Raw genomic sequence first — 24179 nt, 5'->3', positions numbered from 1 at the left:
TATTGAATTAAACACAATACTACTTTTTATGAATTAGTAAAAACGACTAATAACAGTAAATTTTATGCAAAATATAGTTGTACTCACAGGGGCAGGAATTAGTGCAGAAAGTGGTATTAATACCTTTAGAGGGGCAGATGGATTATGGGAAGGTCATGACATTATGGAAGTTGCTTCTCCGCAAGGGTGGAAAAATAATCCAGAACTAGTATTAGATTTTTACAATAAGAGACGTAGCCAATTACATACTGTAAGCCCTAATAGTGCACATCTTAACTTGGTTACTTTAGAAAAACAATATAATGTAACTATTATAACCCAGAATGTAGATGATCTACATGAAAGAGCGGGTAGTACTACAGTAGTTCACTTACATGGTGAATTACTAAAAGTGAGAAGTCAGTTTGATAAAGAATTAATCTTAGATTGGAAAAAAGATCTTTTATTAGGTGATCATTGTGAGCATAATTCTCAATTACGACCTCATATTGTCTGGTTTGGTGAAGCTGTACCTATGCTAGATACTGCTATTACGATTACAGAACAAGCAGATATTCTGATCATCATAGGTACTTCTATGCAGGTATATCCTGCTGCAAGCTTATTACAGTATGCACGTCCTGAAATTCCTATCTATTTTATTGATCCAAACCCTGCTATATCTCCTTCAAAAAAACTTACCATACTCCCAGAAAAAGCAACAATAGGTGTAGCAAAAATTGTAAAAAAATTAGTGAATTAGAATAGAATCAAAATAATGTATTTCATATGACATTGCTTAATGAAGTGTTAGATAAGGTTAATCATTCTCGCGAAAAAAGAGCATCTTTTGCTAATTTGATTCTTGATAATCCAGCACTACTACCAGATTTACTTACTATTTGTTCACAAGTAGATAATGAAAAATCATGTAAAGCCTCATGGGGGCTCGAGTTTTTATGCAAACATACTCTTGAGGCTATTTTTCCATATCTTGATGAACTTATAGGCATCATCCCAAAAGTTTATCAACACCCTGCTGTAAGACCTATGGCTAAAATAGTAGAATATCTTACAATTGCTTATTATCAAGAAAAGGAAACTAAAATAAGGAAATTTCTAACACTAAAACATCGAGAGAAAATTACCGAAACCTGTTTTGACTGGCTTATTACTGATCAAAAAGTTGCTCCAAAGGCATATTCTATAACATCTTTATACTTATTAGGAACTGAGTTTGATTGGATACACCCTGAACTTAAGACAATACTAGAAAATAATTATAATATTGGTAGTGCTGCATATCAAGCAAGAGCCAGAATGACTTTAAAGAAATTAAGATAACATAATATCACTTTTATTTTCATACAAATCTATAACTTAGAAAGTTCTTGTATAATGGATAAAAAACATTAGTTTATATAAGAAAAAAAGCTTTGGTTTAAAAATCGTAAATCGTAAATCAAAAATCAAAACATATACTTTATATTTGCTTGTTTAAAAAATAAAAGTATGTCATTATTTTCCTTGCAAGCAATCTCTCCTATAGATGGACGTTATGCGTCAAAAACCAAATCCCTTAGTTCGTTTTTTAGTGAAGAGGCTTTAATTAAGTATCGTGTACTTGTAGAAATTGAATATTTTATTGCATTATGCGAATTACCATTACCTCAACTAGAAAATGTTGATACTGCATTATTTGATAAACTAAGAGAAATCTACACTTCTTTTTCTAGTGAAGATGCTAAGGCCATAAAAGACATTGAAAGTGTAACTAATCACGATGTAAAAGCGGTAGAATATTTTATAAAAGAAAAATTTAATACACTCGGATTACAACAATATAAAGAATTTATTCATTTTGGGTTAACATCTCAGGATATTAACAATACTGCTGTACCATTAAGTATTAAAGAAGCTATCACTAGTGTTTATATACCAGAGTATACTGTTCTTTTAGAAAAATTAAAATCTTTGGTTACTGAATGGGCCACTATACCAATGCTTGCACGTACACATGGACAACCTGCATCCCCTACTCGATTAGGAAAAGAGTTTCAGGTATATGTAACCAGAATCGAGGCTCAATTTGATTTGCTTAAAGATATCCCTAGTGCTGCTAAATTCGGAGGAGCTACAGGGAATTATAATGCTCATAAAGTAGCTTACCCTACTATTGACTGGAAAGCTTTTGGAACTCATTTTGTACAAGAGAAATTAGGATTACATCATTCTTTTCCTACAACACAGATTGAGCATTATGACCATATGGCTGCTCTATTTGATGGGCTCAAAAGAATAAATACAATACTATTAGACCTTGATAGAGATATATGGACGTATGTATCTATGGATTATTTTAAGCAAAAAATTAAAAAGGGAGAAGTTGGATCTTCGGCAATGCCACATAAAGTAAATCCTATTGATTTTGAAAATAGTGAAGGGAACTTAGGGATAGCCAACGCACTATTTGAGCATCTTTCTGCAAAATTACCTGTAAGCAGACTACAACGTGATCTTACTGATAGTACTGTACTTAGAAATATCGGAGTTCCATTTGGACATACATTGATTGCTTTTCAGGCTACATTAAAGGGACTAAATAAACTATTACTTAATGAAGAAAAATTTGCTCAGGACCTAGAAAACAACTGGGCAGTAGTAGCAGAAGCAATACAAACAATACTAAGACGAGAGGGATATCCTAATCCATATGAAGCACTAAAAGGTCTTACTCGTACTAATGAAAAAATAAATCAACAATCTATTGCTAATTTTATCGAAACTCTAGAGATTTCTGATTCTATAAAATCTGAATTAAAACAGATCACTCCTTCTAATTACACTGGTATATAGAGATCGTTAATACAGTTTACTTAATAAAAAAAGTGGTTTTGATTCTAAGAATCAAAACCACTTTTTTTATTAAACGTTTTCTTTGAATAAAGAAGAAGCTTAATTAAGCTCTATAGTATTTTCTAGTTTTTTTAAAGCTTCAATATTAATTTTTCCTTTTTCTATTGATTGCATTAATACTGCTATTTTCTCAGGCTTCATATTATCACCTAATATACGTAATAATGCTAATCCTTTTTCTTGATGTGTCGCAAAAATAATAGCTTCGTCGATATCATCATCTTCTCCTTGATATTTAAGTATTGCTTTTATTCCATGAAAGTTAAATCTCATTAAACTTTCGTAATCATCAGAAGCTATTATTTTTTTTATGGCTGCTTGTTCTTTTTCAAATCTACTTTGGTTATCTCCATTAAGGGGTAATGCTAAAAAATTTATCTTTTTTATGCTCTCTAATGCTTCTTGTTCTTCTTCTGTAAGTTTTATCGTTTCTTTACTTAAAAGACTAGATGGTATATCTACTGCTATAAACTCAGCATCATTCTGATGATCTACAAAATACTTTTGTAACGAGGGTTCTTTAGTACAACTTGTTATTAATGATAGACCAATTATTCCTATAATTATAATCACATTCTTCATCTCTATTATTTTTTGATTGACTGTCTTTTGATTGATATTACTTTTAAGTCAAACGTCTTCTCATAGAAAAATAAGAAGACGTAAAAACCTTATATATTTACTATTCTAATTCCCTTTTTTTACATGCTTTAGCTCTTCACTACCAGGAACATTAAGGTGATTTGCTATTTTAGAAACTTGTTTTAGATCAATATTTCCTGTAATAGTAAGTACAACTGTACTAGGTCCTTCTCCTTTATCATTTATCCCATCAAGAAACATAAACAATTCACTCACATGGTCTTCATCTTTCCCTGGCTTAGAGTAAAACTTAACATTTTTGCCTTCACTATTCACTCTCATTAACTCTTCCATTGAAGAATTTTTAAGATATGTTTCTACATCTGTTTTTATCTGTTGTCCTATTCCTTTATTTTCTGTTGCAAAAACTTTTATATTTCTTATATTTTCTACAAGATCCATATATTCTTTTACCTCACTATCTTTACTTTCTAGATCTATCTTACTTAGAAGTTTAAACATTTTACTAGTTACTACAACAGAGGATACATCTTTCATGTTTTCATACTTATCAAAAGTATTTTGTGCATTTGATATATACGGTAGCATTGCTAATACTATAATAATTGTTATTTTTTTCATACTATTCAATTTTAATTCCTTTTATACTATTGTTTAACCAATACTTTTTTAGGATGTATATTTTACTTTAATAATTTATTAGTAGTGTTTTCAAATTCGTTTAGGTACACTAACTCTTGTTTTCCTTCATTCATATATTTTGAAACCATGTTAAGGATTTTCTTGGTTTCTTGTAATGCTATTTCAGGATCCTCAAAAGTATCTTTCGGTTCAGATATCGTAGGTTGTGTTAAAAATATTCCTACAATCAACACTACTGATGCAGCCACACCAACCCACGCATATTTGCTTTTCTTATTCCTTTTAAATTTTAGATCCTTAGCAGCCATTATAGTACTCTCTTCAGAAAAATACTGAAATAAATCTTTATATTTCTCTAGATGTGACGGCACAGTTTCTCTGGTAAAATAAACCTTTAATTCTTTTTCTTCAGAAATGGTCGTTTCGCCTTCGAAATACTTTTCCAGTAATTTTTCAATATTAGACAACTCCATAATTGTGTTTTTTTAATAATTCTTCTCTAATTTTTTTTCTTCCTCTTGATAATGCTACTCTTACTGCTGTTTCATTAATTCCCAGCACTTTTGCTACTTCTGCATTATTATACTGTTCTATATCCCTAAGTTGGATAATCATTCGTTGCTGCTCTGGTAAGTTATCCATAATCTTGCCAACCCAATCTAAACTATCCTTAGCCTCTACTTGTTTTTGTAATGACGTTCGTTCATCTCTATAATTACTATGTACTATCTTTAGATTCTTAGTTTCCTTAGCCTTAAGTTTATCATAGCAATAATTCTTGGTCATTGTCATTGCAAACGCTTCTATATTATTATACTCAGCCATTTTATTTTTATTCCTCCATAGTCTTAATAAGATCTCTTGTGTCGCATCTTCTGCTTCTTCATTACTTACAAGTAAACGTTTAGCCATCCTAAAAAGCTTGTCTTTAAATCCATTTGTCAGTATTATAAATGCTCTTTCTTTCATTATTGGTTGGTGGTTATTCATAAAACTTTGTCAGCTTTATATAAGGGAGACGACTATCTATATAATTTGTTACAATTTTTTTTAAATTACAATAAAGTAGTTACATTTATCGCTATATACTTATTATGGGATATATTTTATTTAGTTTTCCGATATTAAATCGGAATACTTATTGATGGATTTCATGTAACAAATAAAAACAATAAATACGAAATAGATGAAGTACATAAAGTATTTTACACTATTATTAGTTATCATAAGCTCTTTTACAGCATGCTTTAATGATAATGATGATGTAAGACGTGTATCTGATAATACAGAAATTAATAGTTTTATATGGAAAGGTATGAATACTTTCTATTTATATAAGGAAGAGGTGCCTAACTTAGCGAATAATCGTTTTTCTTCTACCCAAAAGTTTCAGGAGTTTTTAAGAAGCTTTGCGTCTCCAGAGGCTATTTTTGAAGCTTTGCAAACTCAAAGAACAGTAGCGGTAGGTACCGAACAAAAAAAAGCTGATGAGTTTAGCTTTTTAGTTAATGACTATGTGAAATTAGAGCAAGCTTTTGATGGTATTACAAGAAATAATGGTATGGAATATCGATTGATACGATACCCAAATAATGCCTCTAATGTATTTGGATATGTGAGATACGTCCTTCCTGACACTGATGCTGAAGCTAAAGGGATAAAAAGAGGAGATATTTTTACTACTATAAATGGTACACAGATAACAGATAAAAATTTTAAACAACTATTAGAACCTGATAACTATACAATAGGACTAGCTACTTTTGATGGTAGTAATTTTACATCGACAGGAGCTTCTCTTTCTCTGACTAAGGTACAATATACAGAAAATCCTATTTTTATATCAAAAACTATTGATGTAGGGGGTAATCCTGTTGGATATCTTATGTATAATTCCTTTACTGGAGATTTTGATCAACAACTTAATGCTGCTTTTGGTAAGTTTTCTTCAGATAAAGTTACTGATTTGATATTAGATTTACGCTATAACGGTGGAGGTGCTGTTACATCTGCAATTGATTTATCTAGTATGATTACAGGACAGTTTAAAGGTAAAGTTTTTTCTACAGAACAATGGAATTCTGATCGCCAAGATGCTCTTGGGAATACCAACTTATTTGATGATAAAATTAGAAATAATGATGCTATTAACAGTCTTAATTTAACAAGAGTATATGTGTTAACATCAAGAAGTTCTGCCTCTGCAAGTGAATTAGTTATTAATGGACTTAATCCATACATAAATGTTATACAGATAGGTGCCACTACAAGAGGAAAATTTCAGGCTTCGATAACATTATATGATTCTAAGAATTTTAGACGTAAAGATGCTAATACAGGACATACCTATGCTATGCAACCTTTAGTTCTTAAATCACTCAATTCTGTTGGTTTTACAGATTATTATAGTGGTTTTACTCCTAGTGTAGAAGTCAAAGAAGATATTTCTAATCCTGGAGGTGTTTCTAACCTCGGAGTTTTAGGTGATCCTAATGAACCTATGTTAAAAGCTGCTATAAATCATATTTTAGGTATTAAAAGTCTCAAAAAGAATAGTATTGCTTTAGAGTTAGAAAGTATTGGTGATAGTAAAATGTTTTCTCCTACTTATGAGCGTATGTATCAAGATCTAGATGTAACCACTATAGAACAATCTGATTTTTAATTCTGTTTCTCAAATTGATTTTAAAAAACTGAGGTTAGATCTAAGGAAAGGATATAGAACAACAATGCTGATTACTGTAAATTAGATGTTTAAACGTTTAGTTTTACATATTCTTTTTCAGGAAAAGAATATGTAAAATCGATGACATCAGAGTAATATGACGAGATATGCTTCTGAAAAATGATATTTTGATTTTAGATTGTTTTCTGGGGAATTACTCCGTCTAAGAAAGATTAAACTAGTAATCTGTTTAGTCATGATCACCAAAATTTCTATCTGTATCATTACATTTAGAATGTATCAAACGGTAAAAAACAGATTATCTGCTTCTTTAGAAGTTAAAAGTTGTTGTAAATAAGCATTACTAATATAATCGAATCATATATCTTGTTAGGTTTTGCTACGCTATTTTCTATACAATTACAATGATCTCGGGAAACTCGTGACAATTCTAATTGCATAGAAAAACGTCCTAGGAAATCTAGGACGTTTTTTATTTTGATAAAATTATTCTAAATAACAATGGTTTAATTTAATAAAACCTATGTCAGTTATTATGATTTTCGACACAATCTGGTCTTTTTTTTTGAGCTAAAATCTTAGATCAAATCTAGATTAAAAACCTCTAAAATTTTAAATTAAATCCTATTCTTACATTTCTTCCTCGGGTATTAAACCCAAAAATTTCTTGATAATCTTCATTAGTAATATTATCCATAGTGCCATAAATACTCAGGTTATCCATCAATTGATGACTGATATAAAAATTTAACAAACCATAATCAGTTAGCGAAACAGGAGTCGAAGTTGCAAAATTAGTATCCTTACGTTCTGTATTATATTGATAGCTTAATGATGTATAGGTTTTTTTATCCAATTGATATCCTAAACTTGCATTTATCATATGTTCAGGAATTCTAATCCCATTATCAATCTTATGGATATTGGTATAAGTGTAATTACCATTTAGGGATACTTTATCATCCAAAAACTTTGTATCAAACACTACTTCTACTCCATCAATATTAATATCCTTAGGAGAATTAAAATTAGCAAAAGTTTTAGGATTAAAGGTGATAAAATTCTCTGATTTACGATTAAAGTAGATAGCACTCATTGTAAATTTTTTATCATAAGAAACCTCTATTCCTCCTTCTATAGTAGCACTCTCTTCTGGTTTTAAATTTGGATTTCCAGAAAGAAATGCTGTATCATATAATTGAAATAATGATGGAGTTATATACGCGGTACTATAAGATGCTAAACTTTTTATATAACTATTACCAAATGTATGGGTATAAGATGGATTTATACTATACACAAAATGATTATCATAAGCACTATGAATATTCAGTCTCGCTCCTGCATTAATATTAAACCCAAAACCTGAAGTATATACAATATTAGCATAAGGGTCAATAATATCAAATTCTGCATCATCTGATTTTATAACTTCTGTTAAAGCAGCTCCATTTTCTAAGCTAAAATCACTATATGAACCATTTGCACCAATAACCGTATACAATACTTCATTAATAGTATACTTATTAAATGCATCAAATGTATGTACCTTACCTTTATATATTGAAGGAAAAGCTGATTTAGTAAGATCTCTTTCTAAGGAGGCATAACTATTCGTAAAGGTAAAACTACCATTAAGGTATGTAAACTCCCAAAAAGAGCCTGCTCTTAATTGTTGGCTGTCAAATGTATTATCTGCCTCTGATCCATCAAAAGCATCATAATCGTTTTTATATGTATCTAAATTACCGAAAAAATGAAACCTAAAGTTTTCACTCCACTGATAACCTAGTTTAGTAGTAAGGTTATATTTTGAGAAAGCATCTTCATGGGCTCCTTCAGTTTCTCCGGCTGATAATCCATCACTAAATTGATTTCCAAAACTAGCCAAATAATGTACTTTTCCTAAAGTCCCATTAATTGATGCCAAATTCACAAATTCATTAATATCATAGTCCTGATCTTCCTGAGATTGATTGGTACCAATAGTGGATTGAAAATTTGCTGAAACTTTTTTCTTACTTCCAGATTTTGTAGTAATATTAATTACCGCCGCGGCAGCTCCCGAACCATATAAAGTACTAGATGCTCCTTTTAAAACCTCTATTTCTTGTACTTGATTGACTGATAATAATCGTAGATCAAATTCTCCAGAAGGAAGTGATGGATCACTAACAGTTACCCCATCAATTCTAATAACTACCTGTCGGTTTCGCCCTCCTCTAGCATAAATACCTAAATCCTGTCCTGCTGCACTACCATTACCATTGATATACAGACCTGATGTTCTGGTTAATAGTGTAGCAACAGATAATCCCTGACTACGTTCTAATTCTTTAGCAGTAATCTTAGTCACTACTTTTCCGCTCTGCTCTGATTTTAATTTAAATTTAGAATCAGAAATAACCACTTCTTCTAATTCATTCACTCTTTCTTCGTTTTGAATCTGCTGTGCAAATACAAAAGAAGATCCCAGCATCAAAAATGCTGCTCCAAAAACCTTTTTTTTGTTCATTTCTTACTACTTAATTATTACAATTACCGGAAAAAAGTATGTAGTTTACCCATACCCAAACCCTTATCCCGAAAGTTTGACCTTGTCGAATAATGGCAGGTCTCCTGGCTTGCGTCTTGTTGTTTACCTTCCCACTTATACTATTTAGTATCTTTTTAAGTACTCTTAAAAAGTGTTAAATATACTCAGCACAAGCAGTGGTTTTATCGTAGTATTAACAACAAACACCAATTTTAAGAACTAAAATATATTTAGTATCTTATCTGGTACAGCTTACAGTTGCGGGAACAGCTCAGGATTAATAATTATTATTAATTAATTCACCTGATTCCCTTTTAATCCTTATCCTCTCTTGGAGGCTTAGAAACCAAAATTCTGCGCGAATGTATTATATTTTGTGGAATTTATAAGATTACTTTAACAAAAAAGTAATTTATACAATTACCTTTGTTCTTTCTAAAAACAAATTTTAATGCTATATTATATTACAGGAGGAGAACGTTCTGGCAAAAGTAATCATGCTCAGAACCTTGCCTTACAATTATCTGATACTCCTTACTATTTAGCAACCTCTCGCATCTGGGATGCTAATCACCAACAGCGAATAGATCGTCATGTAGCTGAGCGTGATGAGCGTTGGATCTCTATTGAAGAAGAAAAAGAACTCTCTAAAGTAATTCCTGATAATAGTGTTGTAGTAATTGATTGTGTAACGCTATGGCTTACTAATTTTTTTGTCGATACCAAAAATGATGTAGAACTATCACTTACACAAGCTAAAACAGAATTTGATAAACTCATCAGTATAAATGCTATAATAATCATTATTTCTAATGAAATCGGAATGGGGGTCCATGCAACTACTGAGGTGGGACGAAAGTTTACAGAGCTTCAAGGATGGATGAACCAACATATCGCTAAACATGCGGATAATGCTATATTGATGGTTTCTGGTATTCCTGTATTGATTAAAGGCACTACTACAGTATAAAAAAGAATCCCTTTTTAATTTTATAAAATTTTAATAGTTTAAAGTAAAACAGTACTACAATGAATTTTACGATAGAACCTATATCTAATACAACTCTAGAAAAGATACTTCAATCCAAAATTGATACTAAAACAAAGCCTATTGGTGCATTAGGAGTTTTGGAAAAAATAGCTTTGCAAATAGGTCTAATTCAAAATACAGATCACCCTAGTTTAGAACAACCTACTATTCTGGTTTTTGCAGGAGATCATGGAATTGCTAAAAAAGGAGAAGTTAATCCCTATCCACAAGAAGTCACTGCTCAGATGGTATATAATTTTATCAATGAAGGTGCTGCTATTAATGTATTTTGTAAACAGCATGATATTACACTACATATCGTAGACGCAGGGGTTAATCATGATTTTGGTAAAATTACAGGAGTTATTGATGCTAAGATTGATTTTGGAACTCAAAACTATCAAGATACTCCTGCTATGACAATGGCACAATGTACCTCTGCTATACAAAAAGGAGCTAATCTTATTACAAAAAGATACAAAGAGGGTTGTACTATTATAGGTTTTGGAGAAATGGGAATTGGTAATACTTCTTCTGCTTCGCTATTGATGTCATATTTTACAAAAACACCTATAACAGAATGTGTAGGCTCTGGTACTGGTCTTACTTCAGAAAAAATTAAGATCAAACAACACATCTTATCCGAAGTATACCAAAACTATACCCCCACATCTCCACTTGAAGCCCTAGCCACTTTTGGAGGATTTGAAATCGCAATGATTACTGGTGCTATCTTAAGAGCTGCTGAACTTAAGATGACTATTATTATAGATGGGTTTATTGTTACTGCTGCGTTATTAGTAGCGCATGCAATGCATAAAAATGTATTAGAGTACTGCATCTTTGCACATACATCAGAAGAGCAAGGGCATCAAAAAATGCATCAATTTTTAAACAAAAAACCATTGATTAATCTTGGAATGCGATTAGGAGAAGGTACAGGGAGTGCGGTAGCATATCCAATTATAGCATCCGCAGTAGCATTTTTAAATAATATGGCTAGTTTTGAAAGTGCTGGAGTTTCTAAAGATCAATAAGTATATAGAAATTATCACTTTAATAAAATGAAAAAAGGAATTATATCTATAGGTGTTGCTATTATTGGGATGTATTTTATCTATCGATATAATCTCAATTTATATGACCATTTTATAACATACATTGATCAACCAAAAGAAAATTCGGAACTTGACACTACTATTTTTGCGATTCATAAAACTGCAAAAATTATAACGTTATGTATTGGATTATTAAGTCTTTATTTTGGAATCATTTCTTTTTTAAATAAAAATAAGATTGGAAAAATAGGAATCATTCTAGCTGTACTCGTTATTATTTGTGCTTTTATTCCTTTTTGGCAGTATTTTGTAGAAGAGGATAGCTTGATTATTAATTTCACTACACCATGAAAAAAGAAATCCATATATTTCTAACAGCAATATTATTTTTTACTCGTATTCCTTGTCCAAAATGGGTTAATCATAATCCAGAATACCTAAAACTTAGTTCTAAATATTTCTCCTTAGTAGGAATACTTATAGGTGGTATTGGCGCTCTTGTTTTTTATGGAGCTTCCTTTCTTTTTCCTGTAGAAGTTTCTTTATTACTATCTATGGTTGCTACAATTTATAGTACAGGAGCATTTCATGAAGATGGTTTTGCAGATGTCTGCGATGGTTTTGGCGGTGGCTGGACTAAAGATAAGATACTTCTTATCATGAAAGACTCTCGACTAGGAACTTATGGTACAATAGGGTTATTATTTATTCTAGGGATAAAATTCACAGTATTAAGAATTATAGAAATACAGCATATTCCATTAGTATTAATCGCAGGTCATAGCCTAAGCCGTTTTATCGCAACTACTCTATTATATACACATCCATATGTAAGAGACACTGAAGATAGCAAATCTAAATCCGCTGCAAAACACATCAACATACCTTCACTAATTATAAGTGGCATTTTTGGTATTACACCTCTGTTTTTCTTCAAAAATCCATGGGTATTCATTACAATTATTACTATGTATGCTTCTAAGCTTTTCTTAGGTTTTAAGTTTAAGAAATGGATTGGTGGACAAACAGGAGATTGTGCAGGAGCAGTTCAGCAATTAAGTGAAATCGTATTTTATCTTACCATCATAGCGCTATGGAAATATATTTAGTTAGACATACAACTCCCAATATAGAGAAAGGGATCTGCTATGGACAAAGTGATATTGGGATCACTGATTCTTTTCCTTCTGAGGTAGAAAAAATACATCAACTCATTCCTATTCATAAAGTTTCTAAAATATATAGCAGTCCCCTACAACGATGTAAATTATTAGCTCAAACATTTAACATCACTACTACTTATGATGATCGGCTTAAAGAAATAGACTTTGGCGACTGGGAGTTAAGAGCATGGAATCATATCAATCAAACAGAATTAAATCCATGGATGGAAGATTTTGTTAACATACAAGTTCCTAATGGTGAGTCATACATAACGCTACAAAAAAGAATTATACGTTTCTACACCTCTCTAGATACAAGCTCTGATGAGGCTATCATTATTGTGACTCATGCAGGACCAATGCGAGCATTACTATCTTATCTAAGGCAAACTGATTTAAAAGACTCTTTTAATATAAAAATAAGGTATGGAGAGGTTGTTAAACTCTAACAATACCACTAATTACTATCAGTACTAGTTTTATTTACTAAAGTAATACGTAGTTTTTACAGGATGATGATCAGATAAATCCTCTCCTTTTTTCTTAAACTGTAGCACCTGCATCTCTGGAATAGAAATGGGTTGCTTATGACCTTTATCTATTAAAATATAATCTAATGTATTATTATAATCAGGATACTCCTCTTTTACTAATGTATTTGTATTAGAGTATGTACCTATATCCACAGAAGAATCAAAATAATATGCTATTTTAGAATTTAAGATACGTTTCATACTAGTATATGCCTCTATATTTGTATACTCTACATTCATATCTCCTGCATAGATTAATGGTTCGGATATTGGTATTTTAAAACCTGTTACCCAGTTCTTAATTTCTTTTAATTGATCTAACCTTACAGAAGTTCCTTCATAACTACCTTGATCAGCCTGCAAGTGTGTTCCTACAATATGATAATTTTTATTATTTTTATTTATTTCTACATAAACTGCTCCTTTATTAGAGTAATAATCTGCTGTTCCATATGCAGAAGCATTAAATACGTACTGATGCTTGGCTACAATAGGATATTTACTAAAAATACGCACACCTCCATTAACTACTAAAATACTATTCGAGCAATTGCCCGCTACAGAATTCCAATAAGAACCACTATTACAATATTTTCCAACAAGTATAGTACTATATGGGTATAGATTAGATAATTTATTAAATAAATGGGTATTTACCTGATTATTAAACCCTTCTTGAAAAACAATAACATCAATAGAAGAAACCATATCTTTTAGGATTTGATATTGCCCTTTTGACCTTTCTACTTCTTTATAATGTTTTATAGATGCTATGCCTGGTAAATGGAATACGTTATAACTCAATACAGTCAAGCTTTCTTTATTTTTATTTGTCTGTAGTTGATATTGTTTTGAGTTTATATCAGTATCTAAATTATTTTCTTCCTCAGAGCATGATACTATTAATGCACTGATTATAAAAATGAGAAATGTATATACGTTTTTCATTGTAAAATGTTTTTAGCTTAAGAGATAACAATTCGTTTAAAATCACAAAAAACGTTTTTTTTAACTTCTTTAATCTTATCATAATAAAAACTAATCATTAAATTTATTGACATATTAGGGTTTTAGTCAAAAAAATGTAATTGAACTATATCAATTTCTATACACAATTTTTAAGCTTAAACTAATCTTTAAGAAACTACAACTTATTTGTTTCTTACAATTATCTGTTTTTTTTAGGCAAACTTTGCTAATTGTAAGCTTTGATTTTTTAAAGTTTTACTTACTTTTGATCCCATATTATTGTATTTGATTTATGAAACTAGCACATCGATTACTGTATTACCTAGGAGGGTTTGGTATAGGTCTTATTCTTTTATTTTTCTTTTTAGGTGGAAAAAAGACCTCTTGTGATTACGGTCCCTCTTCTAGAGTGCTTAAGAATATTAGAATAAAGAAAAGAACTTTTTCTGATCAAGCAGCTACCAATATGCAAAAACACTTAATAGACACTACAGATATTTCTTTTTTGCTCACAGATGGCGATGTTAATTTCTCTAAAAGTAACACTAAATTAGATTCTTGTAAAATCTACTTTATAGAGGGAACTATTAAAGAAAAAAATGTGACTATGCTTGTTGAAAATTGTACTTCTATTGCCAAAATTAATTCAGTAGAAATTAATCAATAGTTTTTATACAAATTTAATTATCACATCACTAAATAAAAAATAGCATTCGTTCTAGTTGATACATTCAATTTAGTAAGGTTACTCTATATTCATTAGATATACCCAATATTTTTTCCCTAATCGCTCAATTTCTTTTACTTTTTCAAACCCTAACTTCTCATACATTAATCGAGCAGTATGCATAAATTCTGATGTGTGTAGTGCTATAGTATGTTCTCTACTCGTCTTCCTAGCATAAATTAAACATAAATCGACTAGTTTTTTCCCAATACCATAATTACGGTATTTTGGATGAACTCCTAAAAATCGAATATAACACCAGTCTGATTGGTATAATTCAGTTGGGTTTCCACTAGGAATAAAATAGATCATACCTATGATATCCATACTAGTTTCGCAAATAAATACTGTCCCTATTTTTATAAGATTCTCTATATTTTTTTTATCATTCAAAATAGTACTTAGCGTATTCCAGTGATCAGAAGTTAGTACTTTAGAATATTCTTTATATGAAATTTTCCCTAATTGATTTAATCTCTCTAAATCTTGTAAAGTGGCTTGTCTATACACTAAATCTTTATTCACTCCGCAATTTTGTTTTCATAGCCCAAAACTCAAATGTTTCATCTCCAATCGTAAAATCATGCTCTCCTGCTATAACATATCCTTTATTTTTATAAAAATTAGTAGCTTGTTCTTTTTCTTTTAAAGTGGATAACCACATATAATCATATCCATTATCGATAGCTGTCTCCACAATACACTCATGTAATTTACTACCAATACCTCGAGCTTCATACCCCTGTAATAAATATATCCGTTGTAATTTACAGACATTTTGATTTTCTATAAACTCGGATGAAGACTTTAATTTTAGTTTTGCATAACCTATTGGCATAGGAGTTTTAGTATCGTTTACTATCCAGTATAAATTTTCAGGATTTTGTACACTATTTGTTATTTTATTTATCGAAAATGACCTATCTAAATACTTCACAAGAGTAGCTCGGTCATTAAAAAAATTACCATAGGACTGGTCAAATGTTTTCTTACCAAGGTAAGAAATTTGTGTAACATCTTTTATTGTTGCTCTTCTAATATGATTCATAATTACCTGTTTCTAGGTTCTACGTTTTCAAAGGTTTCTAAAACTTCTTTAAAAGCATCTTGTTTTATTGGCTTATGTACTTCTATACTACTCACAGGGTATTTTTCTACACAATTACCTGTAGTACAGTTCACAGGTCTTGTTGGTCTTTTCTCAAAACCTCCTCCACAATTCGGGCATACATTATGCAAGATTTCCTCTACGCATGTTCTACAAAAAGTACATTCAAAAGAGCATATCATTGCTTCATCACTATCATTTGGTAAAGCTGTATTACAATGCTCGCATGTAGGTCTTATTTCTAACATATTTCATAAATTGTGTATTTTAAATATACTAATAAATCTATATTTTTTATCAAGTTTAATTTGCTAACTATTTTTTCGTATATATTTTAGTACTGTCTCTGGCACTTCAATTCCTTCTGGCAAGTCGTTATCAGAAACTGCATCAGAAGCCACTTGTCTATTAGGGACTACACCTGCCCATATTGGTAAATCTATATCACTCGGTTCATCAACTACCCCTTCTGCCCTAACCTTTGCTGATGCTGTTTCTATACTAATTGCTATAACTAAAGTTGCATTAAATTCTTTTTCATTAGGATGCCGTACATTATCCCAATGCCCTGGAATCATATGATTTAATATACAAGCTAGTGCTTCCATTTTTTCTTTTGAATCTTTTACTACTTTAATGTTACCAAATACATTTACTGATCTATAATTTGCAGAATGATGAAATGCTGATCGTGCTAGTACTAAACCATCTAGGTGCGTTACTGATATACTCGCTTCTCCTGCTTCTATAAGGCTTAACATCATTCTATTTTTAAGAGACCCATGGATATAGATTTTATCTTCTTTTCTTCCATAAGCCATAGGGATTATAATTGCTTTTCCTTTAAAAACATACCCTACATTACATAAAAAAGCATCATCAAGTATTTGATAGATTGTATCTACATCATAGATTGCTCTTTTAGAACCTCTAACCACTTTATTAAGTTCTGTTTTTGGATATTTTGCCATAATATATTCTTATTTACTATTCAAAATTAGTAGTTTTATGGGGTGCTATAAGAATCCAGTTTATAAATACGTAATAGTCCAGTTATGTTTCCTTTTAAAAATAATATATCTCTTGATAGAAATATCAATCGTAGTTTATATCTCCAATTATGTGACCAGATTATTGGTTATATAAAATCAGGAAAACTCCCTCCTTCTACAAAACTACTAGGGTCTAGAAAATTAGCTGAGGATTTAAATATTCATCGCAAAACAGTGATTTCTGCATATGACGAACTGATTTCCCAAGGGTGGATTGAAACTGTTCCTGCAAAAGGTACTTTTGTAACAAGCTCATTACCTATTATTACACCAAAAAAAATTGATCCTTTAGCATCAAAAACTAACCTTAAAAATAAAAGTGACTTTTCTTTTTTAACAAGACCACACCTAAAACGAAAGTATGCTAATACCTGTAATAAAAATGTTTTGAAAATTGATGATGGCTGCCCTGACCATCGATTAGCACCGATTGAAGAAATTGCTAAAACATATAGAAATATCACTAAAAAAAATTATCATAAGAATTTATTAACCTACAGTTCTGTGTATGGTAATTTAGAATTAAGAAAAGCACTAGTTACCTACCTTAATCAAACCAGAGGATTACATATCACAATAGATAATATTTTGATTACTCGGGGTAGTCAAATGGGGATATATCTAACGAGTCAATTAATACTCCCCAATAACAACAGGATTATTGTAGGTAGCACTAATTACATGACCGCAGATAATACATTTATAGAAGCGGGAGGCTGTATAGAACAAGTACCTATTGATGATCAAGGAATTGTAACTGATGCTATTGAAAAGCTATGCAAAACTAAAACGATTAGTGCTGTATATGTCACATCTCACCATCATCACCCTACTACGGTTACGCTATCTGCAAAAAGACGCATGCAGTTACTACAGCTAGCACAGCATTATAAATTTGCTATCATAGAAGATGATTATGATTATGATTTTCATTACAGTAATGCTCCGATTTTACCCTTGGCAAGTAATGACAATAATGGTAATGTACTATACATTGGTGGTTTTACTAAAATCATTGCTCCTGCAATGAGAATAGGATATCTAATCGCTCCCAAAGATTTTATAGACGAAGCCGCTACATTAAGACGTGTTATTGATAGACAAGGTGACACTCTATTAGAACAAACTCTTGCTCAAATGATCAATACAGGAGATGTACAGAGACATTGCAACAAAGTTTTAAAGATCTATAAAACCAGAAGAGATTTATTTTGTTCATTATTACAAGAAAAACTTAGTAATTTCTTTGATTTTGAAGTTCCTAAAGGTGGAATGGCTATCTGGGTAAAATTACATAGCACATATAACTGGGATGTAGTATATAATGAAATTGAAAAATCATCTATAGCATTCAGTACTCATTGGAAACGTTATGACAATGATAATTCTAAACATAATGGGGTCCGAATGGGGTTTGCTGCTCTAAATGAAAAAGAAATCCATGAAGTTATTAATCAATTGGTAATCGTATTTAAAAAACTATATACTTAACACTAGCGATTCTTATTTAGAATTATTATAATACTTCCCTATTGCTCTGCTATTGAGTTTTGCTGTTTAAAAACACTTACTTTTTCTAACCAAATTATCACAATAAAACCTAAGGTATATGCAATCATATCTGCCCATGAAAAGGAGTTTCCTATAATAATATTTGCTAATCGCGAATGTTGTAATCCTATTATCTGAACAAAATTATAATACTGTAAAATTTCGATAGTATAAGAAAATAATAAAACAGCTATCGCTAATGGTAGTACCTTACAGTTAATAAAGCTTTTAAAAAAACAGTACATCAGAATCACGACTAGAGTATCACCAATATAAGGGCGAATAATTTGATCATCAACAAAAAGTGCAATCATCACTTCTATTAAAAATAAAAGTATCGTTAAGAAAAAATATTTTTTTTGAAACCTAAATGTCATTTTTTTTATTCTATCATAGATTAAATAATAGATTTATTCTACTATCACATCATATTTTATTAATAGTCCTTTAATCCCTTGTAAATTAAATTTTGCTTTTCTTATTGTATTATTTTCTGGGTCTATTTTATAGTTAATCGCTGTTCTAAAATCAACTTTCTCTGCTATAGTTCTTTCAAAAATAGCTCCTTCTAGATTACAATCTTTAAAAATCGAACCAGTTATATTTGTTTCTGTAAAATCTGCTTCTTTTAGGCTACATCCTTTAAATTGTATATTTTTCATCATAAAATTATAAAAAGATGTATAATCAAGATTACAATCTTCGAACTCTACTTCAAACATAAAACTATTACAAGTACTAAAATCTAATCCCAACATTTTACAGCTTATAAAAATAACGTCTTGAAAAGATGTTTCTTTCATCATAGTAGCATTAAAATTGCATGTATCAAATTTACATTCTAAAAAAGTAACTACAGACATATCTGTTTTAGAAAAATTGCAATTAATAAATGTACAATTGTCATATTCTCTTGAAGGTAATTTTTGATTAGAAAAATCTTGATTATCAAACGTTTGATCAATAATTGAAATACTCATATACAGCTATTCATCTAAATATTAGTTTATTCTCCATGGTGGATTCTTTCTATTATCGCCTGCATAATATAAAATAATTTGATTCCCATCTGGATCTTTTAGTCTTGCTTCTCGCCACAAATATGTTTGATCTTCGGGTAATTGATCAAACTCCACTCCTTCGATAATTAGACGCTTTACTTCTGCATCTAGTTTCTCGGTTTCAAAATATACATATACCCCATCACCATCAGGCAATTTTTCTACCTGATGAATCGAAAACGTAGCATCTCCTTCTACACATTCAAAACGGGCATAACGTGGTACTACTTCTACAATAAGACGTAACCCTAATTGCTTATAAAAAGTAATAGATCTAGCAACATCTATAGAAGGTACCGTAATCTGATTTAGGTTCATTTTTATAGTTTTTATATAACTCCCTATTATTCACCTAACTCCTTAGATAATATAACATTATGAAATATACATCATAACTTTCTTCTTTTCTTTTCTTGAGAAAGTAAATTCAATTCTCTACTGGTTTGACCTGCTACTGAGGTGTTTTCTTCTGCTCTACGAATTAAATAAGGCATTACATCTCTTACGGGACCAAAGGGTAAATATTTTGCTACATTATATCCTTTTGTTGCTTGATTAAAACTAATATGATCACTCATACCATATAATTGACCAAACCATACTCTAAAATCATCTTTAGGAATATGAAACTGTTTCATCAATTGCATAGCTTTATAGCTACTTTCTTCATTATGAGTACCTATGAATACAGAAATATCTTTTATATTCTGAAATATATACTCCATTGTCATATCAAAATTCTGATCAGTATGTTGCTTATCTTTACATATAGGAGTTGGATATCCTTTCTCTTTAGCACGTTCATTCTCTTTCTCCATATACGCACCTCGCACAATTTTTACTCCTATTTTAAAATCATAGACTCTTGCCTCTTCATGTAATTGTTGTAGATACGCTAAGCGATCATGCCTATATAACTGCAATGTATTGTATATAATAGCTTTATCCTTATTATATTTACGCATCATCTTAGCTACTAATTCATCTGCAGCATCTTGCATCCAACTTTCTTCTCCATCTATTAATAAAGCGACATCACAATCATATGCTTTTTTACACACAATATCAAAGCGTTCTTCTATACGGTTCCATTCTTTTTCTTCTTCTTCTGTCAGACTTGTTCCTTCAGTTTTCTTTTGCCAGATTAAAAAACGACCTAATCCTGTAGGTTTAAACACGCCAAAAGGCATCGCATCTTTTTCGTCTGCAAACTCCAGAAGATCTATCGTTTTTTTTAATACTGCGTCAAACTGAGCTTCTTCTTCTTTCCCTTCTACCGAATAATCTAATACAGAACAGACTTTTTTAGTATACATCTTATCTACTACAGGCATACAATCTTGTTCACTAACTCCTCCACAAAAATGATCAAAAACTGTTGCTCTAATCAATCCTTGTACTGGTAAGTGAGCTTTTATAGCAAAATTTGTTACAGCAGTACCAATCCTAACCAACGGTTCATTAGAAATCATTTTAAAAAGAAAATATGCTCTTTCTAATTCTGAATCACTTTTTAAAACAAATGCCGTTTCAGTATTATCAAACAAGTTTTTTTGGCTCATTAAAAATTATTTTTTTTTAAGAATCTTTAATCTTAATGTCTATTTATAGAAAATATGATTAATTATCGACTATTTATTAAGTGCTATTTTAAGATATTTGCAAATATAAAACTTGCAGGCATATTTTATTACAAATTCTGCTTAATTTCGCTATCTATAATTCAACTATAAATGAAGCCCATAGTTTCTAAAGATTCAATCGTATATTTTGGTGAAGAATGCTACACAGCATTAAACAAATACCTATCCACAGCCAATCATTCTAAAATATGTATTCTTGTTGATAATAACACACATGAACATTGTTTATCCTTGTTGATGAGTAAAATTGAAAAAGAATATGATATCGAAGTGATTGAAATAGAAAGTGGAGAGATTCATAAGAATATCGAAACATGTAGTGGTATCTGGAATGCACTTTCTGAATTAAACATGGATAGAAAAAGTCTAATGATCAATTTAGGAGGCGGAGTTATTACAGATCTAGGAGGGTTTATCGCCTGTACTTATAAAAGAGGTATCAGTTATATCAATATTCCTACATCGTTATTAGCTATGGTAGATGCTTCTGTTGGTGGAAAAACAGGTGTCGATTTAGGAAATCTAAAAAATATGGTTGGGGTGATCAGTGAGTCTGAAATGGTATTAGTCGATATAGAGTACTTAGATACTTTACCAACAAACCAAATGTGTAGTGGGTTTGCAGAAATGCTAAAACATGGACTTATTCAGGATCGTAACTATTGGGAAAAACTTAGTAACCTTTCTCAACTTAGTTTTGATGATCTAGGACATATGATATATGATTCTGTATCTATTAAAAACAAAATTGTTTTTGAAGATCCTACAGAACAAAATATAAGAAAGTATTTAAATTTTGGACATACTCTAGGGCACGCTATTGAATCCTTTTACCTTACACATCCCGAAAAACCCGTATTACTACATGGTGAGGCGATTGCAATAGGGATGATTATGGAAGCTTTTATATCTACAGAATTATTATCACTAACTATAGCTGATTTAGAATACATTAGTAACGTAATACTGGCTACATTTCCAAAAATAGATATCAATCCCGAAGATTATCAAAATATTATGAATCTTCTTATTCATGATAAAAAAAATGAGAAAGGAATTGTGTATTTTGTACTATTACATACTATTGGAGAGGCAAAGTACAATTGTACTGTATCTGATGAATTAATTCTTCAATCTTTTGAGTATTATAGCAATTTGTAAATATCCCAAAACATTTACTTTTCTTTACATAAGAAAATACTATCAATTGAGTTGACATGATATACTATATTGATTCTGTTAAAAGAGATCGTTTATACAAATAGAAATTTATATTTAAAGTTTTTTTTAATACTCATGTATTACTACCTTTACAGTAAACAAAAAAAGCCCTTTTTACTATGCCTATTAAGATAATGGGAGATAAAGAATTTGAATCTGTCCCTTCAATAAAGAGCAAAGCTTTACGCATTAATCTAAATCAAAATATCTACGGTACCTTTGCAGAAATTGGCGCTGGTCAAGAAACTGTTAGGAACTTTTTTAGAGCAGGTGGTGCTTCTGGTACTATTGCAAAAGCAATGAGTGCTTATGATAAAGATTTTAGTGATGCCATTTATGGTATAGAAGATGATAAACGTTATGTTACTGAAGCAAGGCTAAAAAAAATGCTTCAACATGAAGTAGATCTTATAGAAAAAAGAATTTCTAGAGACAAACATCCTAATAAATTATTCTTTAGCTATGCAAATACTGTGGCTACAATCGACTTTGCTAAAAAATACAAAGGTCATGGTTGGGTAGGTATTCGTTATCAAACTACTCCTAATGAGGATTATAACGAGATATCACTTCATATTCGTTTTCATGAAAATGATGCTAAATTACAACAGATGACTCTAGGGATATTGGGAGTAAATCTAATTTATGGTGCATACTATAAATATGATAATCCTAAAAAATTATTGAGATACCTATACGATCATCTAGATAAAGACCAGATAGAAATTGATACTATTAATTTTTCAGGTCCTAGATTTACTAAAGTAGACAATCGTTTAATGAGTCTACAATTAGTTAAAAATGGTATGACCGAAGCCGTAATGTTTGGTCCTGATGGAAATAATATATTACCAGCAGCAATATTATATAAGAAAAACATATTAGCACTCCGTGGAAGTTTCAGACCAGTAACAAGAGTGAATATGGATATTTATGAAAAATCACTCAATATGTTCTTGAGCGAAAATAAAGTAAATAAAGAAAAGACTGTAGTAATTTTTGAAATAACACTATCGAACTTAAGAGCAGAAGGAGAAATAGATGAAGAAGATTTTATGGCTAGAGCTAGATTATTATGCTCTTTAGGTCAAACCGTAATGATTTCTAATTATAAAGAGTATTATAAATTAGTAGAGTATTTCTCTAACTATACTAAAGAACGTATGGCTCTTGCTATGGGAATAAATAATTTGGTAGATATTTTTGACGAAAAATATTATAGACACCTTAGCGGAGGTATCCTAGAAGCATTTGGAAAACTCTTTTTTAAAGACTTAAAAGTATATTTATACCCATTAAAAAATCATGATACAGGAGAACTAACAGATAGTGATACTCTTAAAGTACATCCTCGAATGAAAGAACTATACAAGTTCTTTAAATATAATGGAAAACTACAAGATATTACCGATTACGACCCTTCTATCATGGGTGTATTTTCTAGGGAAATTCTTCAAAAAATCCAAGAAGGAGAACCTGGTTGGGAAGATAAATTACCTGACCTTATACCTGAAATGATAAAAGCTAATAACTTTTTTGAGTACAAATCAATAGAAGCCACAAAATAAATACTTACTGAAAAAATAGTACCACTAATAAAAAAAAGAGGTCGTCTAAAAATTACTTTTTAGACGACCTCTTTTTTTGTTATTTTATGGTTTAAATATTTTTTTAGTCATTCTAGTGTAAGTCAGAGTAATG

Annotated in this window: 27 protein-coding genes and 1 riboswitch; of the genes, 13 read left to right on the top strand and 14 right to left on the bottom strand. The window is 30.6% G+C overall.

All coding sequences use genetic code 11. From position 1 onward, the window contains the following. Positions 1–64 precede the first annotated feature (64 nt). The 3 genes from N456_RS13200 (at position 65) to purB (ending at position 2835) form a co-directional block, all read left to right on the top strand. On the top strand, positions 65–742 hold the full coding sequence (locus tag N456_RS13200; protein WP_062057904.1) for an SIR2 family NAD-dependent protein deacylase: 678 nt from the start codon (positions 65–67) through the stop codon (positions 740–742). Between the two features lie 26 nt (positions 743–768). Continuing rightward, positions 769–1323, top strand: a complete 555-nt coding sequence (locus tag N456_RS13195; protein WP_062057901.1) for a hypothetical protein — start codon at positions 769–771, stop codon at positions 1321–1323. A gap of 168 nt (positions 1324–1491) precedes the next feature. Beyond that, positions 1492–2835 (top strand): adenylosuccinate lyase, encoded by a 1344-nt coding sequence (gene purB / locus N456_RS13190; protein WP_062057898.1) that lies wholly within the window; start codon positions 1492–1494, stop codon positions 2833–2835. A 99-nt stretch (positions 2836–2934) separates the two neighbouring features. Here the strand turns inward: purB and N456_RS13185 are convergent, their stop codons facing one another. The 4 genes from N456_RS13185 to N456_RS13170 all read right to left on the bottom strand — a co-directional run bounded on the left by N456_RS13185 (position 2935) and on the right by N456_RS13170 (position 5109). Continuing rightward, entirely contained in the window at positions 2935–3477 is a 543-nt protein-coding gene (locus N456_RS13185; protein ID WP_062057894.1) for a DUF4252 domain-containing protein, read from the bottom strand. Positions 3478–3582: 105 nt separating this feature from the next. After that, entirely contained in the window at positions 3583–4119 is a 537-nt protein-coding gene (locus N456_RS13180; protein WP_062057891.1) for a DUF4252 domain-containing protein, read from the bottom strand. A 62-nt stretch (positions 4120–4181) separates the two neighbouring features. Further along, positions 4182–4613, bottom strand: coding sequence for a hypothetical protein (locus tag N456_RS13175; protein ID WP_062057888.1), 432 nt, complete (start codon positions 4611–4613; stop codon positions 4182–4184). Next, the gene (locus N456_RS13170) at positions 4600–5109 is read right to left on the bottom strand and encodes an RNA polymerase sigma factor (RefSeq protein ID WP_062057885.1); all 510 of its coding nucleotides are present in this window, start codon (positions 5107–5109) and stop codon (positions 4600–4602) included. Before N456_RS13170 ends, N456_RS13175 begins: the two co-directional genes overlap by 14 nt. A 217-nt stretch (positions 5110–5326) precedes the next feature. On the opposite strand from N456_RS13170, the gene N456_RS13165 reads away from it, so the two are divergent. Continuing rightward, positions 5327–6805: a S41 family peptidase gene (locus tag N456_RS13165; RefSeq protein WP_062057882.1), complete on the top strand. Its 1479-nt coding sequence runs from the start codon at positions 5327–5329 to the stop codon at positions 6803–6805. A gap of 625 nt (positions 6806–7430) precedes the next feature. Here the strand turns inward: N456_RS13165 and N456_RS13160 are convergent. Continuing rightward, the gene (locus N456_RS13160) at positions 7431–9341 is read right to left on the bottom strand and encodes a TonB-dependent receptor plug domain-containing protein (protein ID WP_062057879.1); all 1911 of its coding nucleotides are present in this window, start codon (positions 9339–9341) and stop codon (positions 7431–7433) included. A 77-nt stretch (positions 9342–9418) separates the two neighbouring features. Beyond that, a riboswitch (cobalamin riboswitch) is annotated at positions 9419–9728 on the bottom strand. Between the two features lie 85 nt (positions 9729–9813). Here N456_RS13160 and N456_RS13155 point away from each other — a divergent pair. Genes N456_RS13155 through cobC form a run of 5 tightly spaced genes read left to right on the top strand, consistent with a single transcriptional unit; the run spans position 9814 to position 13062 of the window. Further along, a complete protein-coding gene (locus N456_RS13155; protein WP_062057876.1) occupies positions 9814–10332 on the top strand; it encodes a bifunctional adenosylcobinamide kinase/adenosylcobinamide-phosphate guanylyltransferase in 519 nt (172 codons plus the stop codon). A gap of 59 nt (positions 10333–10391) precedes the next feature. Then, positions 10392–11429 carry a nicotinate-nucleotide--dimethylbenzimidazole phosphoribosyltransferase gene (gene cobT, locus N456_RS13150; RefSeq protein ID WP_062057874.1) on the top strand — a complete coding sequence of 346 codons (1038 nt, stop codon included), beginning with the start codon at positions 10392–10394 and terminating at the stop codon, positions 11427–11429. Between the two features lie 27 nt (positions 11430–11456). After that, the gene (locus N456_RS13145; protein ID WP_062057871.1) at positions 11457–11801 is read left to right on the top strand and encodes a hypothetical protein; all 345 of its coding nucleotides are present in this window, start codon (positions 11457–11459) and stop codon (positions 11799–11801) included. Next, positions 11798–12559 carry an adenosylcobinamide-GDP ribazoletransferase gene (locus N456_RS13140; RefSeq protein ID WP_062057868.1) on the top strand — a complete coding sequence of 254 codons (762 nt, stop codon included), beginning with the start codon at positions 11798–11800 and terminating at the stop codon, positions 12557–12559. The genes N456_RS13145 and N456_RS13140 overlap by 4 nt, the downstream gene beginning before the upstream one ends. After that, the gene (gene cobC, locus N456_RS13135; protein WP_062057865.1) at positions 12544–13062 is read left to right on the top strand and encodes an alpha-ribazole phosphatase; all 519 of its coding nucleotides are present in this window, start codon (positions 12544–12546) and stop codon (positions 13060–13062) included. Before N456_RS13140 ends, cobC begins: the two co-directional genes overlap by 16 nt. A gap of 30 nt (positions 13063–13092) precedes the next feature. Here the strand turns inward: cobC and N456_RS13130 are convergent, their stop codons facing one another. Continuing rightward, a complete protein-coding gene (locus tag N456_RS13130) occupies positions 13093–14094 on the bottom strand; it encodes a sphingomyelin phosphodiesterase (protein ID WP_062057861.1) in 1002 nt (333 codons plus the stop codon). Positions 14095–14407: 313 nt separating this feature from the next. On the opposite strand from N456_RS13130, the gene N456_RS13125 reads away from it, so the two are divergent. Next, a complete protein-coding gene (locus N456_RS13125; protein WP_062057857.1) occupies positions 14408–14782 on the top strand; it encodes a DUF4258 domain-containing protein in 375 nt (124 codons plus the stop codon). A gap of 78 nt (positions 14783–14860) precedes the next feature. On the opposite strand, the gene N456_RS13120 is transcribed toward N456_RS13125, so the two are convergent. The 4 genes from N456_RS13120 to N456_RS13105 form a co-directional block, all read right to left on the bottom strand. Further along, the gene (locus N456_RS13120) at positions 14861–15367 is read right to left on the bottom strand and encodes a GNAT family N-acetyltransferase (RefSeq protein ID WP_062057854.1); all 507 of its coding nucleotides are present in this window, start codon (positions 15365–15367) and stop codon (positions 14861–14863) included. Then, complete coding sequence (locus N456_RS13115; RefSeq protein WP_062057851.1) at positions 15360–15890, bottom strand: GNAT family N-acetyltransferase; 531 nt, start codon at positions 15888–15890, stop codon at positions 15360–15362. The genes N456_RS13120 and N456_RS13115 overlap by 8 nt, the downstream gene beginning before the upstream one ends. A 2-nt stretch (positions 15891–15892) precedes the next feature. Further along, complete coding sequence (locus N456_RS13110) at positions 15893–16198, bottom strand: DUF1272 domain-containing protein (RefSeq protein ID WP_062057848.1); 306 nt, start codon at positions 16196–16198, stop codon at positions 15893–15895. A gap of 63 nt (positions 16199–16261) precedes the next feature. Further along, positions 16262–16921 carry a pyridoxamine 5'-phosphate oxidase family protein gene (locus N456_RS13105; RefSeq protein WP_062057845.1) on the bottom strand — a complete coding sequence of 220 codons (660 nt, stop codon included), beginning with the start codon at positions 16919–16921 and terminating at the stop codon, positions 16262–16264. A gap of 84 nt (positions 16922–17005) precedes the next feature. Here N456_RS13105 and pdxR point away from each other — a divergent pair, with 84 nt between their 5' ends. Continuing rightward, positions 17006–18493 carry a MocR-like pyridoxine biosynthesis transcription factor PdxR gene (gene pdxR / locus N456_RS13100; RefSeq protein ID WP_062057842.1) on the top strand — a complete coding sequence of 496 codons (1488 nt, stop codon included), beginning with the start codon at positions 17006–17008 and terminating at the stop codon, positions 18491–18493. Between the two features lie 38 nt (positions 18494–18531). Here the strand turns inward: pdxR and N456_RS13095 are convergent, their stop codons facing one another. The 4 genes from N456_RS13095 to N456_RS13080 form a co-directional block, all read right to left on the bottom strand. Then, entirely contained in the window at positions 18532–18930 is a 399-nt protein-coding gene (locus N456_RS13095) for a ribosomal maturation YjgA family protein (RefSeq protein WP_062057839.1), read from the bottom strand. 33 nt (positions 18931–18963) lie between these two features. Next, positions 18964–19533, bottom strand: a complete 570-nt coding sequence (locus N456_RS13090) for a pentapeptide repeat-containing protein (RefSeq protein WP_062057837.1) — start codon at positions 19531–19533, stop codon at positions 18964–18966. Positions 19534–19554: 21 nt separating this feature from the next. Further along, a complete protein-coding gene (locus N456_RS13085; protein ID WP_062057834.1) occupies positions 19555–19932 on the bottom strand; it encodes a VOC family protein in 378 nt (125 codons plus the stop codon). A 71-nt stretch (positions 19933–20003) separates the two neighbouring features. Beyond that, positions 20004–21176, bottom strand: coding sequence for a proline dehydrogenase family protein (locus N456_RS13080; protein WP_062057831.1), 1173 nt, complete (start codon positions 21174–21176; stop codon positions 20004–20006). A 171-nt stretch (positions 21177–21347) separates the two neighbouring features. Here N456_RS13080 and aroB point away from each other — a divergent pair, with 171 nt between their 5' ends. Then, positions 21348–22418, top strand: a complete 1071-nt coding sequence (gene aroB, locus N456_RS13075; RefSeq protein WP_062057828.1) for a 3-dehydroquinate synthase — start codon at positions 21348–21350, stop codon at positions 22416–22418. A gap of 179 nt (positions 22419–22597) precedes the next feature. Beyond that, positions 22598–24046, top strand: a complete 1449-nt coding sequence (locus tag N456_RS13070) for a hypothetical protein (protein ID WP_062057825.1) — start codon at positions 22598–22600, stop codon at positions 24044–24046. Positions 24047–24179 lie beyond the last annotated feature (133 nt).

Origin of the sequence: Aquimarina longa SW024 (assembly GCF_001401755.1) — a bacterium.
Taxonomy (GTDB): Bacteria; Bacteroidota; Bacteroidia; order Flavobacteriales; family Flavobacteriaceae; genus Aquimarina; species Aquimarina longa.
Note: the sequence above shows the minus strand (reverse complement) of the source record. Positions and strands in the feature narration are given on the sequence as shown.